At 68.1% G+C, this 16195-nt stretch carries 12 protein-coding genes; all 12 read left to right on the top strand.

Going from position 1 to position 16195, the window contains the following annotated elements; genetic code table 11:
• The first annotated feature begins 185 nt into the window (after positions 1-185).
• The 12 genes from rpoB (at position 186) to rpsS (ending at position 16168) form a co-directional block, all read left to right on the top strand.
• Positions 186-3698, top strand: coding sequence for a DNA-directed RNA polymerase subunit beta (gene rpoB / locus ACPCUX_RS02665; RefSeq protein ID WP_021479867.1), 3513 nt, complete (start codon positions 186-188; stop codon positions 3696-3698).
• 116 nt (positions 3699-3814) lie between these two features.
• Positions 3815-7696 (top strand): DNA-directed RNA polymerase subunit beta', encoded by a 3882-nt coding sequence (locus ACPCUX_RS02660; RefSeq protein ID WP_021479868.1) that lies wholly within the window; start codon positions 3815-3817, stop codon positions 7694-7696.
• 456 nt (positions 7697-8152) lie between these two features.
• Positions 8153-8527, top strand: a complete 375-nt coding sequence (gene rpsL / locus ACPCUX_RS02655) for a 30S ribosomal protein S12 (protein WP_021479869.1) — start codon at positions 8153-8155, stop codon at positions 8525-8527.
• Positions 8527-8997 (top strand): 30S ribosomal protein S7, encoded by a 471-nt coding sequence (rpsG, locus tag ACPCUX_RS02650; RefSeq protein WP_021479870.1) that lies wholly within the window; start codon positions 8527-8529, stop codon positions 8995-8997. Before rpsL ends, rpsG begins: the two co-directional genes overlap by 1 nt.
• A 117-nt stretch (positions 8998-9114) precedes the next feature.
• Positions 9115-11217, top strand: a complete 2103-nt coding sequence (fusA, locus tag ACPCUX_RS02645) for an elongation factor G (RefSeq protein ID WP_021479871.1) — start codon at positions 9115-9117, stop codon at positions 11215-11217.
• 127 nt (positions 11218-11344) lie between these two features.
• Positions 11345-12541 carry an elongation factor Tu gene (tuf, locus tag ACPCUX_RS02640; protein ID WP_021479872.1) on the top strand — a complete coding sequence of 399 codons (1197 nt, stop codon included), beginning with the start codon at positions 11345-11347 and terminating at the stop codon, positions 12539-12541.
• A gap of 479 nt (positions 12542-13020) precedes the next feature.
• Positions 13021-13329, top strand: a complete 309-nt coding sequence (rpsJ, locus tag ACPCUX_RS02635; RefSeq protein ID WP_012867945.1) for a 30S ribosomal protein S10 — start codon at positions 13021-13023, stop codon at positions 13327-13329.
• 14 nt (positions 13330-13343) lie between these two features.
• Positions 13344-14006: a 50S ribosomal protein L3 gene (gene rplC, locus ACPCUX_RS02630; RefSeq protein WP_021479874.1), complete on the top strand. Its 663-nt coding sequence runs from the start codon at positions 13344-13346 to the stop codon at positions 14004-14006.
• 5 nt (positions 14007-14011) lie between these two features.
• A complete protein-coding gene (gene rplD, locus ACPCUX_RS02625; protein ID WP_034654917.1) occupies positions 14012-14716 on the top strand; it encodes a 50S ribosomal protein L4 in 705 nt (234 codons plus the stop codon).
• Positions 14713-15003 carry a 50S ribosomal protein L23 gene (rplW, locus tag ACPCUX_RS02620; RefSeq protein WP_021479876.1) on the top strand — a complete coding sequence of 97 codons (291 nt, stop codon included), beginning with the start codon at positions 14713-14715 and terminating at the stop codon, positions 15001-15003. Before rplD ends, rplW begins: the two co-directional genes overlap by 4 nt.
• A gap of 31 nt (positions 15004-15034) precedes the next feature.
• Positions 15035-15871 carry a 50S ribosomal protein L2 gene (gene rplB / locus ACPCUX_RS02615; RefSeq protein ID WP_021479877.1) on the top strand — a complete coding sequence of 279 codons (837 nt, stop codon included), beginning with the start codon at positions 15035-15037 and terminating at the stop codon, positions 15869-15871.
• A gap of 15 nt (positions 15872-15886) precedes the next feature.
• Entirely contained in the window at positions 15887-16168 is a 282-nt protein-coding gene (gene rpsS, locus ACPCUX_RS02610; protein ID WP_021479878.1) for a 30S ribosomal protein S19, read from the top strand.
• The last annotated feature ends 27 nt before the right edge of the window (positions 16169-16195 follow it).

Raw genomic sequence — 16195 nt, 5'->3', positions numbered from 1 at the left:
CCGAGGTTGTGTGGCGACGCCTTCTTGGGGTATGCTCACGCTTTGCGCTGTCCTGTGCCCCCGATCTCATATACCCCCGACCCCCTCGACGACGTACGTGCGCGTCCGCGAGGTGTCGTGGCGGCGGTGATCGTGTCCAGCCCGGCCGGTGCAGCGTTCTTTCGATCTGCAGGGAAGGACCCCTCTTGGCTGCCTCGCGCACCCCTTCTGCTCCGTCCGCCGACGCCATCGCGAACCGCACCGCATCGCGTCGCCTCTCCTTCGCCAAGATCTTCGAGCCGCTCGAGGTCCCCGACCTGCTGGGCCTCCAGACCGAGAGCTTCGACTGGCTGCTCGGCAACGAGGCGTGGCAGGCGCGCGTCGCCGCCGCGGCCGAGGCCGGGCGCCAGGACGTGCCCTCGACGTCGGGTCTCGAGGAGATCTTCGAGGAGATCTCCCCGATCGAGGACTTCGGGTCCTCGATGTCGCTGTCGTTCTCCAACCACCGCTTCGAGCCGCCGAAGTACACGGCCGACGAGTGCAAGGAGAAGGACTTCACGTACGCCGCGCCGCTGTTCGTCACCGCGGAGTTCGTCAACTACAACACCGGTGAGATCAAGAGCCAGACGGTCTTCATGGGCGACTTCCCGCTCATGACCGAGCGTGGCACGTTCATCATCAACGGCACCGAGCGCGTCGTCGTCTCGCAGCTCGTCCGCTCGCCCGGCGTCTACTTCGAGCGCGCCGCCGACAAGACGAGCGACAAGGACATCTTCTCCGCGAAGATCATCCCGTCGCGCGGTGCCTGGCTCGAGTTCGAGATCGACAAGCGCGACGCCGTCGGTGTGCGCGTCGACCGCAAGCGCAAGCAGTCCGTGACCGTGCTGCTCAAGGCGCTCGGCCTCACGGAGTCCGAGATCCGCGAGCAGTTCGCGGACTTCCCGTCCGTGCTCGACACGCTCGAGAAGGACCACGTCCACACGCAGGACGAGGCGCTCGTCGACCTCTACCGCAAGATCCGCCCGGGCGAGCCGCCGACGGTCGAGGCCGGCCGCGCGCTCCTCGAGAACTTCTACTTCAACCCGAAGCGCTACGACCTCGCGAAGGTCGGCCGCTACAAGGCGAACAAGAAGCTCGGCATCGACGCGCCGCTCAGCGACTCCACGCTGTCGGTCTCGGACGTCGTCGCGACGATCAAGTACCTCGCGGCGCTGCACGCGGACCACGCGAGCATCCCGGGCACGCGCAACGGCGAGGCCGTCGAGGTGCGCGTCGAGACGGACGACATCGACCACTTCGGCAACCGCCGCATCCGCGCCGTCGGCGAGCTCATCCAGAACCAGGTCCGCACGGGCCTGTCGCGGATGGAGCGCGTCGTGCGCGAGCGCATGACGACGCAGGACGTCGAGGCGATCACGCCGCAGACGCTCATCAACATCCGCCCGGTCGTGGCGTCCATCCGCGAGTTCTTCGGCACGTCGCAGCTCTCGCAGTTCATGGACCAGAACAACCCGCTCGCGGGCCTGACGCACAAGCGTCGTCTCTCGGCCCTCGGCCCGGGTGGTCTGTCGCGCGACCGCGCCGGCATGGAGGTCCGTGACGTCCACCCGTCGCACTACGGCCGCATGTGCCCGATCGAGACCCCTGAGGGTCCGAACATCGGTCTGATCGGCTCGCTCGCGTCGTACGGGCGCATCAACCCGTTCGGCTTCATCGAGACGCCGTACCGCAAGGTGACGGCGGGCAAGGTGACCGACGAGGTCGTCTACCTCACGGCCGACGACGAGGACCGCCACGTCATCGCGCAGGCGAACCAGACGCTCAACGCCGACGGCTCCTTCGCGGACGAGCGCGTGCTCGTGCGCACCAAGGGCGGCGAGGTCGAGATCGTCCCCGGCGCGCAGGTCGACTACATGGACGTCTCGCCGCGCCAGATGGTCTCGGTCGCGACGGCGCTCATCCCGTTCCTCGAGCACGACGACGCGAACCGCGCCCTCATGGGTGCGAACATGCAGCGCCAGGCCGTGCCGCTGGTCCGCTCCGAGGCCCCGCTCGTCGGGACCGGCATGGAGTGGCGCGCGGCCGTCGACGCGGGCGACGTCGTCGTCGCGACGAAGCCCGGTGTCGTCACCGAGGTCTCGGCCGACCTCGTGCTCGTCGCGAACGACGACGGCACGACCGGCAGCTACCGGATCGCGAAGTTCCGCCGCTCGAACCAGGGCACGAGCTACAACCAGCGCGTGCTCGTCGACGAGGGCCAGCGCGTCGAGCCCGGCTCCGTCCTCGCGGACGGCCCGGCGACCGACGAGGGCGAGCTCGCGCTCGGCCGCAACCTCCTCGTGGCGTTCATGTCGTGGGAGGGCCACAACTACGAGGACGCGATCATCCTCAGCCAGCGTCTCGTGCAGGACGACGTGCTCTCCTCGATCCACATCGAGGAGCACGAGGTCGACGCGCGCGACACCAAGCTCGGCCCCGAGGAGATCACGCGGGACATCCCGAACGTCTCCGAGGACGTCCTGGCGGACCTCGACGAGCGCGGCATCATCCGCATCGGTGCCGAGGTCGGCGCGGGCGACGTCCTGGTCGGCAAGGTCACGCCGAAGGGCGAGACCGAGCTGACCCCGGAGGAGCGCCTCCTGCGCGCGATCTTCGGCGAGAAGGCGCGCGAGGTGCGCGACACGTCCCTCAAGGTGCCCCACGGCGAGTCCGGCACGGTCATCGGCGTGCGCGAGTTCAACCGCGAGGACGGCGACGAGCTGCCCGCGGGCGTGAACCAGCTCGTGCGCGTCTACATCGCGCAGCGCCGCAAGATCACGGACGGCGACAAGCTCGCCGGCCGTCACGGCAACAAGGGCGTCATCTCCAAGATCCTGCCCGTCGAGGACATGCCGTTCCTCGAGGACGGGACGCCGGTCGACGTCGTCCTCAACCCGCTGGGCGTCCCCGGTCGTATGAACGTGGGCCAGGTCCTCGAGACCCACCTCGGGTGGGTCGCGAAGCAGGGCTGGGACATCTCGCTCGCCGACGGCAAGGACCTCTCCTGGCGGGAGAACGTCCCGGAGATCGCCGCGACGTCCGAGCCGGGCCGTCCCGTCGCCACCCCGGTGTTCGACGGCGTCCACGAGGACGCGCTCACGGGCCTGCTCTCGACGACGATCCCGAACCGCGACGGCGACCGCATGGTCGGCGCCGACGGCAAGGCGCGCCTCTTCGACGGCCGCTCCGGCGAGCCGTTCCCCGAGGCCGTGTCGGTGGGCTACATGTACATCCTCAAGCTCCACCACCTGGTCGACGACAAGATCCACGCGCGCTCGACCGGCCCGTACTCGATGATCACCCAGCAGCCGCTCGGTGGTAAGGCGCAGTTCGGCGGTCAGCGCTTCGGCGAGATGGAGGTGTGGGCCCTCGAGGCGTACGGCGCGGCCTACACGCTCCAGGAGCTCCTCACGATCAAGTCGGACGACGTGCCCGGTCGCGTCAAGGTCTACGAGGCGATCGTCAAGGGCGAGAACATCCCCGACTCGGGCATCCCGGAGTCCTTCAAGGTCCTCCTCAAGGAGATGCAGTCGCTGTGCCTGAACGTCGAGGTGCTCTCGAGCGACGGCGTGTCCATCGAGATGCGGGAGTCGGACGACGACGTGTACCGCGCAGCCGAAGAGCTCGGCATCGACCTGTCGCGCCGCCCCAACGCGGCGTCCAGCGTCGACGAGATCTGATCTCGGGCAGGTGGGAGCGGGTCACCCCGCTCCCACCGACGACCCCCACACCAACCGTCTTTTTGGCGTCGGGGCCGGCCACGGCCGGTCCCGGCAGGCGAAGGAAGTAGGACAACTTGCTCGACGTCAACGTCTTCGACGAGCTGCGTATCGGCCTGGCCACGGCCGACGACATCCGTGCGTGGTCGCACGGTGAGGTGAAGAAGCCCGAGACCATCAACTACCGCACCCTCAAGCCCGAGAAGGACGGACTCTTCTGCGAGAAGATCTTCGGCCCCACCCGGGACTGGGAGTGCTACTGCGGCAAGTACAAGCGCGTGCGCTTCAAGGGCATCATCTGCGAGCGCTGCGGCGTCGAGGTGACGCGCTCGAAGGTGCGTCGTGAGCGCATGGGCCACATCGAGCTCGCCGCGCCGGTCACGCACATCTGGTTCTTCAAGGGCGTGCCCTCGCGCCTCGGCTACCTGCTCGACCTCGCCCCGAAGGACCTCGAGAAGGTCATCTACTTCGCGGCGTACATGATCACCTCGGTCGACGAGGAGGGCCGCCAGGAGGACCTCCCGAACCTCCAGAACGAGATCGACCTGGAGAAGAAGGAGATCGCGGACGCCCGCGACAACGACATCAACTCCCGTGCCCAGAAGCTCGAGGCCGACCTGGCCGAGCTCGAGGCCGAGGGTGCCAAGGCCGACGCGCGCCGCAAGGTCCGCGACTCGGCCGAGCGCGAGATGGCGCAGATCCGCAAGCGCGCCGACGCCCAGCTCGACCGTCTCGAGCAGGTGTGGGACCGCTTCAAGAACCTCAAGGTCGCCGACCTCGAGGGCGACGAGATGCTGTACCGCGCCCTCCAGGACCGCTACGGCACCTACTTCGAGGGCTCGATGGGCGCCGCGGCGATCCAGAAGCGTCTCCAGGACTTCGACCTGGAGGCGGAGGCCGAGTCCCTGCGCGAGACCATCCGCTCGGGCAAGGGCCAGCGCAAGACGCGTGCCCTCAAGCGCCTCAAGGTCGTCAACGCGTTCCTCACCACGACGAACTCGCCCACGGGCATGGTGCTCGACGCCGTCCCGGTCATCCCGCCGGACCTGCGCCCGATGGTGCAGCTCGACGGTGGCCGCTTCGCGACGAGCGACCTCAACGACCTGTACCGCCGCGTGATCAACCGGAACAACCGCCTCAAGCGTCTCCTCGACCTGGGTGCGCCGGAGATCATCGTCAACAACGAGAAGCGGATGCTCCAGGAGGCCGTGGACTCGCTGTTCGACAACGGCCGCCGTGGTCGTCCGGTCACCGGCCCGGGCAACCGCCCGCTCAAGTCCATCTCGGACATGCTCAAGGGCAAGCAGGGTCGTTTCCGTCAGAACCTGCTCGGCAAGCGCGTCGACTACTCGGGCCGTTCGGTCATCGTCGTCGGCCCGCAGCTCAAGCTGCACCAGTGCGGCCTGCCGAAGCAGATGGCGCTCGAGCTGTTCAAGCCGTTCGTCATGAAGCGCCTCGTGGACCTCAACCACGCGCAGAACATCAAGAGCGCGAAGCGCATGGTCGAGCGTGCCCGCCCGGTCGTGTGGGACGTGCTCGAAGAGGTCATCACCGAGCACCCCGTGCTGCTCAACCGTGCACCGACGCTGCACCGCCTGGGCATCCAGGCGTTCGAGCCGCAGCTCGTCGAGGGCAAGGCGATCCACCTGCACCCGCTCGTCTGCGCCGCGTTCAACGCGGACTTCGACGGTGACCAGATGGCCGTCCACCTGCCCCTGAGCGCCGAGGCGCAGGCCGAGGCCCGCATCCTCATGCTCTCGAGCAACAACATCCTCAAGCCGTCGGACGGCCGTCCGGTGACCATGCCCTCGCAGGACATGATCATCGGTCTGTACCACCTGACGAGCGACCGCGAGGGCGCCGAGGGCGAGGGTCGTGCGTTCGGCTCGGTGGCCGAGGCGATCATGGCGTTCGACCAGGGCACCCTGGACCTCAACGCCCGGGTGAAGATCCGCACGACGGACCTCGTCCCGCCGGTCTCCGGCTTCGAGGCTCCCGAGGGCTGGGAGGAGGGTCAGCCGATCCTCTTCGACACCACGCTCGGTCGCGCGCTGTTCAACGAGACGCTCCCCGTCGACTACCCGTACGTGAACTCGGTCGTCGACAAGAAGCGCCTCTCGGCGATCGTCAACGAGCTCGCGGAGCGCTACCCGAAGGTCGAGGTCGCGGCGTCGCTCGACGCGCTGAAGGCCGCCGGCTTCCGCTGGGCGACCCGCTCGGGCGTCACGATCGCGATCTCCGACGTGGCGACGCCCAAGGAGAAGGCCGTCATCCTCGAGCAGCACGAGGAGCGCGCGCTCAAGGTCCAGCAGCAGTACGACCGTGGTCTCATCACGGACGACGAGCGCCGTCAGGAGCTCATCGAGATCTGGACCCAGGCGACGGACAAGGTCGCGTCGGTCATGCGCGAGAACCTCGAGGCGAACGACCGCAACACCGTGTACCGCATGGTCGGTTCGGGTGCGCGTGGTAACTGGATGCAGGTCCGTCAGATCGCCGGTATGCGCGGTCTCGTGGCGAACCCGAAGGGCGAGATCATCCCGCGCCCGATCAAGTCCAACTACCGCGAGGGCCTGTCCGTCCTCGAGTACTTCATCGCGACGCACGGTGCCCGCAAGGGTCTGGCGGACACCGCGCTGCGGACCGCCGACTCGGGCTACCTCACGCGTCGTCTCGTGGACGTGTCGCAGGACGTCATCGTCCGCGAGGAGGACTGCGGCACCGAGCGCGGCCTGACCCTGCCGATCGCCGAGGAGCTCGCGGGCAAGCTCGTGCGCCACCCCAAGGTGGAGACGAGCGTCTACTCGCGCACCCTCGCGGCCGACCTGGTCGACCCCGACGGGAACGTCGTCGGCAAGGCCGGCGACGACGCGGGCGACGTCCTCATCGACGCCGCGGTCACCGCGGGCGTCCGCGAGGCCAAGGTCCGCTCGGTCCTCACGTGCGAGTCGCGCGTCGGCACGTGCGCCAAGTGCTACGGGCGCTCGCTCGCGACGGGCAAGCTCGTCGACATCGGCGAGGCGGTCGGCATCATCGCCGCCCAGTCGATCGGTGAGCCCGGCACGCAGCTGACGATGCGTACCTTCCACACCGGTGGTGTCGCCTCCGCGGACGACATCACGCAGGGTCTGCCGCGTGTCACGGAGCTCTTCGAGGCCCGCACCCCCAAGGGTGAGGCGCCCATCGCGGAGTTCTCGGGCCGCATCGCGATCGACGACTCGGAGCGCTCGCGCCGTCTGGTGCTCACGCCGGACGACGGCTCGGAGGAGATCGCCTACCCGGTGACGAAGCGTGCCCGCCTGCTCGTGCAGGACGGCGACCACGTGAACGTCGGCACGCAGCTCGTCCAGGGTGCGGTGGACCCGAAGAAGGTCCTGCGCATCCTCGGCCCGCGCGCCACGCAGAAGCACCTGGTGGACGAGGTCCAGGAGGTCTACCGCTCGCAGGGCGTGGACATCCACGACAAGCACATCGAGGTCATCGTGCGGCAGATGCTGCGTCGCGTGACCGTGCTCGACTCGGGCGACTCGCACCTCCTGCCGGGCGAGCTCGCCGAGCGCGGCCGCTTCGAGGACGCGAACCGTCGCGCGGTGGCGGAGGGTGGCCAGCCGGCCTCCGGCCGTCCGGAGCTGATGGGCATCACGAAGGCGTCGCTCGCGACGGACTCGTGGCTCTCGGCCGCGTCGTTCCAGGAGACGACGCGCGTGCTCACCGAGGCGTCGATGAGCGGTCGTCGTGACCCGCTCCTCGGCCTCAAGGAGAACGTCATCATCGGTAAGCTCATCCCGGCCGGTACCGGTCTTCCCCGGTACACCAAGGTCCAGGTCGAGCCGACCGAGCAGGCCAAGACGGAGCTCTACCCGAGCTTCGGCTACGACGAGATCGACTTCCCGGCGCTCGGCATGGGCTCCGGCGAGGCGATCCCGCTCGAGGACCTGGACTTCGGCGACTACCGCTGACGTCCCACGACGGGTGCCCGTCGGCTGCCGCGCCTCGTACGCGGTGGCCGGCGGGCACCCGTCGTCGTCCCTCCTGCGGGACGACGACGGGCCTGGGGGAGCGGCCGTGCTCGCGACCTGCTCCTTTGACTCCTTGCCGGGTGGCAGGTAACCTGGTAAACCGTGCCCGCGCCGTCGGGCCCTCCGTGATGTCCCTGGCGGGACGGTGCGGGCGAGCGATCGTCGCACACCGCCGCGTGGCGGTCTCCGGACGGGCCGATGTGAGTGCCCGGGCACTCCGGATCCCGGTCCTGGTGGCGCGCTCGCGCCCACGGCCCGGAGCCGGACCATCGAGCCGGTGGTAGGTGGCTGCTGCAGCGTCTCTCGCGCTGCGGGTGCCTCGTGCGATCGGCTCCAGCAGCCCGCACGACCACCATCGGGGATAGCCCCGGTAGCTCGAGAAGACACGGAGACGTAGTGCCTACGATCCAGCAGCTCGTCCGCAAGGGGCGGACCTCGAAGGTGGGGAAGTCCAAGACTCCCGCCCTCAAGGGCTCCCCGCAGCGGCGCGGTGTGTGCACGCGCGTGTACACCACCACCCCGAAGAAGCCGAACTCCGCGCTGCGCAAGGTCGCTCGCGTGAAGCTCTCCTCCCAGGTCGAGGTCACGGCCTACATCCCCGGCGTCGGCCACAACCTCCAGGAGCACTCCATCGTGCTCGTGCGCGGCGGTCGTGTGAAGGACCTCCCGGGTGTGCGCTACAAGATCGTGCGCGGCGCGCTCGACACGCAGGGCGTGAAGAACCGCAAGCAGGCCCGCAGCCGCTACGGCGCCAAGAAGGAGAAGAGCTGATGCCTCGCAAGGGCCCGGCCCCGAAGCGGCCGCTCATCGTCGACCCGGTCTACGGGTCTCCCGTCGTCACGCAGCTCATCAACAAGGTGCTGCTCGACGGCAAGAAGTCCACCGCCGAGTCGATCGTCTACGGCGCCCTCGAGGGCGTCCGGGCGAAGACGGACGGCGACCCGGTCGTCGTGCTCAAGCGCGCGCTCGAGAACGTCCGCCCGGCGCTCGAGGTCCGCTCGCGCCGCGTCGGTGGTGCGACCTACCAGGTCCCGGTCGAGGTGCGCCCGGCGCGTGCGACGACCCTCGCGCTGCGCTGGCTCACGGACTACTCGCGCGCCCGTCGCGAGAAGACCATGACGGAGCGCCTCATGAACGAGATCCTCGACGCCAGCAACGGCCTCGGCGCCGCGGTCAAGCGCCGCGAGGACATGCACAAGATGGCGGAGTCCAACAAGGCCTTCGCCCACTACCGCTGGTAGTCCGCACGACGGGCCCCGGGGACCGGAGCGTCCCCGGGGCTGTCGGCGGGTCCGAGGCCGGTCATCCCGGTCCGAGCAGCGCCCCCGACTCAACCCATCTAACGAGGGAAGCAGACCGTGGCACTTGACGTGCTGACCGACCTGAGCAAGGTCCGCAACATCGGCATCATGGCCCACATCGATGCCGGGAAGACCACGACCACCGAGCGCATCCTGTTCTACACGGGTGTGAACTACAAGCTCGGCGAGACGCACGACGGCGCGTCCACGACCGACTGGATGGAGCAGGAGAAGGAGCGCGGCATCACCATTACGTCCGCCGCCGTCTCGTGCTACTGGAACAAGAACCAGATCAACATCATCGACACGCCCGGCCACGTCGACTTCACGGTCGAGGTCGAGCGCTCCCTGCGCGTGCTCGACGGCGCCGTCGCCGTCTTCGACGGCAAGGAGGGCGTCGAGCCGCAGTCGGAGACGGTGTGGCGCCAGGCGGACAAGTACAACGTCCCGCGCATCTGCTTCGTCAACAAGATGGACAAGCTCGGCGCGGACTTCTACTTCACCGTCGACACGATCATCAACCGCCTCAAGGCGAAGCCGCTGGTCATCCAGCTCCCGATCGGGGCCGAGAGCGACTTCACCGGTGTCGTGGACCTGCTCGAGATGAAGGCGCTCGTCTGGCACGGGGAGACCCAGCTCGGCGAGGCGTACGACACCGAGGAGATCCCCGCGGACCTGGTCGAGAAGGCCCAGCAGTACCGCAGCGAGCTCGTCGAGGCCGTCGCCGAGGCCGACGAGGAGCTGCTCGAGAAGTACCTCGGTGGCGAGGAGCTGACGATCGCCGAGCTCAAGGCCGGCATCCGCAAGCTCGTCATCGCGGGCGAGGCGTTCCCGGTCCTGTGCGGCTCCGCGTTCAAGAACAAGGGCGTCCAGCCCATGCTCGACGCGGTCATCGACTACCTGCCGTCGCCCCTCGACGTGCCGGCCATCGACGGTCACGACCCGAAGGACGAGGAGAAGGTCATCCAGCGTCACCCCGACGCCTCGGAGCCGTTCTCCGCGCTCGCCTTCAAGGTCGCGGCGCACCCGTTCTTCGGCAAGCTCACCTACGTCCGCGTGTACTCCGGTCGTGTCGAGCCCGGCCAGCAGGTCGCGAACTCGACCAAGGGCAAGAAGGAGCGCGTCGGCAAGATCTTCCAGATGCACTCCAACAAGGAGAACCCGGTCGACGAGGCGAGCGCCGGTCACATCTACGCGGTCATCGGCCTCAAGGACACCACGACCGGTGACACGCTGAGCGACATGGCGAACCCGGTCATCCTCGAGTCGATGAGCTTCCCCGAGCCCGTCATCGACGTGGCGATCGAGCCGAAGACGAAGGCCGACCAGGAGAAGCTCTCCACGGCGATCCAGAAGCTCGCCGAGGAGGACCCGACCTTCCGCGTGAAGCTGGACGACGAGACCGGCCAGACCGTCATCGGCGGCATGGGCGAGCTCCACCTCGACATCCTCGTCGACCGCATGCGTCGCGAGTTCAAGGTCGAGGCGAACGTCGGCAAGCCGCAGGTCGCGTACCGCGAGACGATCCGCCGCAAGGCCGAGAAGATCGAGTACACGCACAAGAAGCAGACCGGTGGGTCCGGGCAGTTCGCGAAGGTCCAGGTGACCTTCGAGCCGCTCGACACGTCCGAGGGCGAGCTCTACGAGTTCTCCAACGCGGTCACCGGTGGTCGCATCCCGCGCGAGTACATCCCCAGCGTCGACGCCGGCATCCAGTCCGCGATGGAGCTCGGCGTGCTCGCCGGCTTCCCGCTGGTCGGGGTGAAGGCGATCCTGCTCGACGGCGCCTACCACGAGGTCGACTCCTCGGAGATGGCGTTCAAGATCGCCGGCTCGATGGTCCTCAAGGAGGGCGTCAAGCGGGCGGACCCGGTTCTGCTGGAGCCGGTGATGGCGGTCGAGGTGCGTACGCCCGAGGAGTACATGGGCGACGTCATCGGCGACCTGAACTCACGTCGTGGAATGATCCAGTCCATGGAGGACGCGACGGGTGTGAAGGTCGTCCGGGCCCACGTACCGTTGTCAGAGATGTTCGGGTACATCGGTGACCTCCGGTCCAAGACCCAGGGTCGTGCGGTGTACTCGATGCAGTTCGACAACTACGCCGAGGTTCCTCGGAACGTTGCCGAAGAGATCATCAAGAAGACCCGGGGCGAGTGAGTCCCCACAGGTCGAAGACCCGCACAACCATCAACCTGTAGGAAACCGCAACGCCCCGCGGATGTAGGATCTCTCGGTCGACATTCGCAACGTTCGGCACATCTACCCAAGTCCCAGGAGGACCCCAGTGGCTAAGGCCAAGTTCGAGCGGACCAAGCCGCACGTCAACGTCGGCACCATCGGTCACGTCGACCACGGTAAGACGACGCTGACGGCAGCGATCTCGAAGACGCTCGCGGACACGTACCCGGACCTGCCGGCGAACACGCAGCGCAACTTCGACGAGATCGACGCGGCTCCCGAGGAGAAGCAGCGCGGTATCACGATCAACATCGCGCACATCGAGTACGAGACGCCGAAGCGCCACTACGCGCACGTCGACGCCCCGGGTCACGCCGACTACATCAAGAACATGATCACCGGTGCCGCCCAGATGGACGGCGCGATCCTGGTGGTCGCCGCGACCGACGGCCCGATGGCCCAGACGCGCGAGCACGTCCTGCTCGCCCGCCAGGTCGGCGTGCCGTACCTGCTCGTGGCGCTCAACAAGTCCGACATGGTCGACGACGAGGAGATCCTCGAGCTCGTCGAGATGGAGGTGCGCGAGCTCCTCTCCTCGCAGGAGTTCGACGGTGACAACGCGCCGGTCGTGCGCGTCTCCGGTCTCAAGGCGCTCGAGGGCGACCCCGAGTGGACCGCGAAGATCCTCGAGCTCATGGAGGCCGTGGACGAGAACGTGCCCGAGCCCGTCCGCGAGCTCGACAAGCCGTTCCTCATGCCCGTCGAGGACGTCTTCACGATCACCGGTCGTGGCACCGTCGTCACCGGCAAGGTGGAGCGTGGCACGCTCGACCTCAACTCGGACGTCGAGATCGTCGGCATCCGCTCGCCCCAGAAGACCACGGTCACGGGCATCGAGACGTTCCACAAGCAGATGGACCAGGCTCAGGCCGGCGACAACACCGGTCTGCTCCTGCGCGGCATCAAGCGCGAGGACGTCGAGCGCGGCCAGGTCGTCGTGAAGCCGGGCTCGATCACCCCGCACACGCAGTTCGAGGCGCAGGTCTACATCCTGGGCAAGGACGAGGGCGGCCGTCACAACCCGTTCTACTCGAACTACCGTCCGCAGTTCTACTTCCGCACGACGGACGTCACCGGCGTCATCACGCTGCCCGAGGGCACCGAGATGGTCATGCCCGGTGACAACACCGAGATGACGGTCGAGCTGATCCAGCCGATCGCCATGGAGGAGGGCCTCGGCTTCGCCATCCGTGAGGGTGGCCGCACCGTCGGCTCGGGCCGCGTCACCAAGATCCTCAAGTGATCTGACGCTGCCTCCGCAGCACCTCGTCGAAGGCCCGGTCCCGTCCGCGGGGCCGGGCCTTCGGCCTGCGGTCACCGTCACACCGGCGTCGCGTCGTCCCGACTTGGACGACGGCGGCTTCGTGTGGCAGACTGTTCAGGTTGCCTGTTACGGGTGCGCTCTTTCACGTGTCGAACAGTGTGTTGAACCGGTCCTCTCGCCGAGGGCCAGGACCCCGGGACTTCTCCCGGGTCTGCGGGTTGAGCTCTCTGTGTCGCCATGGATCGAGTACCCCGCGGAACACACGTTCCGACAGGCTCGCACAAACGTTGTGGTCCGGTTCGCGGAGCCGTGCGTCAGCACGGAGCCCGGCGGGAGTCCACATATCCAACGGCCCTGCGCCTCTCGGCGTGTGCGCCCAGGTGCGTCGCGACTACGCGACACGCCCGAGCGCGGGGGTCGGACAGCTAGCGGTTCGAGAGAGAGAGTCAGACGACGCCATGGCGGGACAGAAGATCCGCATCCGGCTCAAGTCCTACGACCACGAGGTCATCGACAGCTCGGCGCGCAAGATCGTCGACACGGTGACGCGCGCTGGTGCAACGGTCGTGGGTCCGGTGCCGCTGCCGACGGAGAAGAACGTCTTCTGCGTCATCCGGTCGCCTCACAAGTACAAGGACAGCCGCGAGCACTTCGAGATGCGCACGCACAAGCGGCTGATCGACATCATCGATCCCACGCCGAAGGCGGTCGACTCGCTCATGCGTCTCGACCTGCCGGCTGACGTGAACATCGAGATCAAGCTCTGAGGCTGGAGGACATCATGACTACCCCCCAGCAGAACGCGCGCCCGGTCACCGCGGTGCTCGGCACGAAGCTCGGGATGACGCAGCTCTGGGACGAGGCCGGGCGCCTCGTGCCCGTCACCGTCGTCGCGGTCGGCACGAACGTCGTGACGCAGGTGCGCACGTCGGACGCCGACGGCTACGCCGCCGTGCAGCTCGCCTACGGCCAGATCGACCCGCGCAAGGTCACGAAGCCGCTCAAGGGCCACTTCGAGAAGGCCGGCGTCACGCCGCGTCGTCACGTCGCCGAGGTCCGCACCACCGACGCCACCGAGTACTCGCTCGGCCAGGAGATCACCGCGGAGGCCTTCGAGGCCGGCGCCGTGGTCGACGTCGTGGGCACGACCAAGGGCAAGGGCACCGCCGGTGTCATGAAGCGTCACGGCTTCTCCGGCGTGGGTGCCTCCCACGGCTCGCACCGCAACCACCGCAAGCCCGGCTCGATCGGTGGGGCCTCGACCCCGTCGCGAGTCTTCAAGGGCCTGCGCATGGCCGGTCGGATGGGCAACGTCCGTCAGACCACCCAGAACCTGACCGTCCACGCGGTCGACGCCGAGAAGGGTCTGCTGCTCGTCAAGGGCGCGGTTCCCGGCCCCAAGGGCGGCGTCGTCCTCGTGCGCAGCGCCGCGAAGGGAGCGTGAACCCCATGTCCGCTCTGACCGTTGACGTGCTGGACCCCAAGGGCAAGAAGGCCGGCACCGCCGAGCTCCCCGCCGAGGTGTTCGACGTCGAGCTCAACGTCCCGCTGATCCACCAGGTCGTCGTCGCACAGCGTGCTGCCGCACGCCAGGGCACCCACGACACCAAGTCCCGCGGCGAGGTCCGCGGTGGTGGTCGCAAGCCGTACAAGCAGAAGGGCACCGGCCGCGCCCGCCAGGGTTCGACCCGTGCGCCGCAGTTCGCCGGCGGTGGCGTCGTCCACGGCCCCACGCCGCGCTCGTACGACCAGCGGACGCCCAAGAAGATGAAGGCCGCCGCGCTCCGCGGTGCCCTCTCGGACCGCGCCCGCAACGGCCGCGTCCACGTGGTGACCGGCTTCGGCGTCGACGGCGTGCCGTCGACCAAGACCGCCGTCACGACGCTCGCCAAGCTCTCCGGGCGCAAGCACGTCCTCGTCGTCACCGAGCGTGGCGACGAGCTGACGATCAAGTCGCTGCGGAACGTCGAGCAGGTCCACCTCCTGGTGGCCGACCAGCTCAACACCTACGACGTGCTCGTCTCCGACGACGTCGTCTTCACGCAGGGCGCGCTCGACGCGTTCCTGACGGGCCCGGCCACGGGTCGCTCCGCGAAGGCCGTCGCCACCTCCACCGAGGCGGACGAGACTGCTGCCGAGGAGGCCGCGAAGTGACCACCGTGACCAAGGACCCCCGTGACGTGATCCTCGCGCCGGTCGTCTCCGAGAAGAGCTACGGCCTGCTCGACGAGGGCAAGTACACGTTCGTCGTCGACCCGCGGGCCAACAAGACCGAGATCAAGATCGCCGTCGAGCAGATCTTCTCGGTCAAGGTCGCCTCGGTGAACACGATCAACCGCAAGGGCAAGACGCGTCGCACGCGTTTCGGCCTGGGCAAGCGCAAGGACACCAAGCGTGCGATCGTCACCCTCCGCGAGGGCACGATCGACATCTTCGGCTGAGCCGACGAGAGCAGATTGAGGACAGATCCCCATGGGAATCCGTAAGTACAAGCCGACGACGCCCGGCCGCCGCGGCTCGAGCGTCGCCGACTTCGCCGAGATCACGCGCTCGCAGCCGGAGAAGTCTCTGGTCCGCCCGCTCTCCAAGAGCGGCGGCCGCAACAGCTCCGGTCGTATCACCACCCGTCACAAGGGTGGTGGCCACAAGCGTGCGTACCGCGTGATCGACTTCCGTCGTCACGACAAGGACGGCGTGCCGGCGAAGGTCGCGCACATCGAGTACGACCCCAACCGCACCGCGCGCATCGCGCTCCTGCACTACGCGGACGGCGAGAAGCGCTACATCGTCGCGCCGGCCAAGCTCAAGCAGGGCGACGTCGTCGAGGCGGGCGCGGGCGCGGACATCAAGCCCGGCAACAACCTGCCGCTGCGCAACATCCCGACCGGTACGGTCATCCACGCCATCGAGCTCAAGCCCGGTGGCGGCGCGAAGATCGCCCGCTCGGCCGGTGCGTCCGTGCAGCTCGTCGCCAAGGACGGGCCGTACGCGCAGCTGCGCATGCCCTCCGGCGAGATCCGCAACGTCGACCTGCGCTGCCGCGCGACGGTCGGCGAGGTCGGCAACGCCGAGCAGTCGAACATCAACTGGGGCAAGGCCGGCCGCATGCGCTGGAAGGGCAAGCGCCCGACCGTCCGCGGTGTCGCCATGAACCCGATCGACCACCCGCACGGTGGTGGTGAGGGCAAGACCTCCGGTGGTCGCCACCCGGTGAGCCCCTGGGGCCAGCCGGAGGGTCGTACCCGCCGTCCCAACAAGCCGAGCGACAAGCTGATCGTGCGTCGTCGCCGTACCGGCAAGAAGCGCTGATAGGAGCCTGGAGACATGCCTCGTAGCCTGAAGAAGGGCCCCTTCGTCGACGACCACCTGCAGAAGAAGGTGGACGCTCAGAACGAGAAGGGGACCAAGAACGTCATCAAGACCTGGTCCCGTCGGTCGGTCATCACGCCCGACTTCCTCGGTCACACGTTCGCCGTGCACGACGGTCGCAAGCACACGCCGGTGTTCGTCACCGAGTCGATGGTCGGCCACAAGCTCGGCGAGTTCGCTCCCACGCGGACCTTCCGCGGCCACGTGAAGGACGACAAGAAGGGTCGTCGCCGCTGACCCCCGGGTCAGTCTGGTGACGACCTG

The sequence above is a fragment of the Cellulosimicrobium sp. AB352 genome (assembly GCF_049538415.1).
Classification (GTDB): Bacteria; Actinomycetota; Actinomycetes; order Actinomycetales; family Cellulomonadaceae; genus Cellulosimicrobium; species Cellulosimicrobium funkei.
The sequence above is the reverse complement of the archived record's forward strand: the minus strand, read 5'-3'. Positions and strand labels throughout refer to the sequence as shown.

Excerpts from the sequence above, each read along its gene's own strand:
- rplB (WP_021479877.1), top strand. The coding sequence starts at position 15,035 with ATGGGAATCCGTAAGTACAAGCCGACGACGCCCGGCCGCCGCGGCTCG.
- rplC (WP_021479874.1), top strand. The coding sequence starts at position 13,344 with ATGACTACCCCCCAGCAGAACGCGCGCCCGGTCACCGCGGTGCTCGGC.
- rplD (WP_034654917.1), top strand. The coding sequence starts at position 14,012 with ATGTCCGCTCTGACCGTTGACGTGCTGGACCCCAAGGGCAAGAAGGCC.
- rpsS (WP_021479878.1), top strand. The coding sequence starts at position 15,887 with ATGCCTCGTAGCCTGAAGAAGGGCCCCTTCGTCGACGACCACCTGCAG.
- rpsG (WP_021479870.1), top strand. The coding sequence starts at position 8,527 with ATGCCTCGCAAGGGCCCGGCCCCGAAGCGGCCGCTCATCGTCGACCCG.
- rpsJ (WP_012867945.1), top strand. The coding sequence starts at position 13,021 with ATGGCGGGACAGAAGATCCGCATCCGGCTCAAGTCCTACGACCACGAG.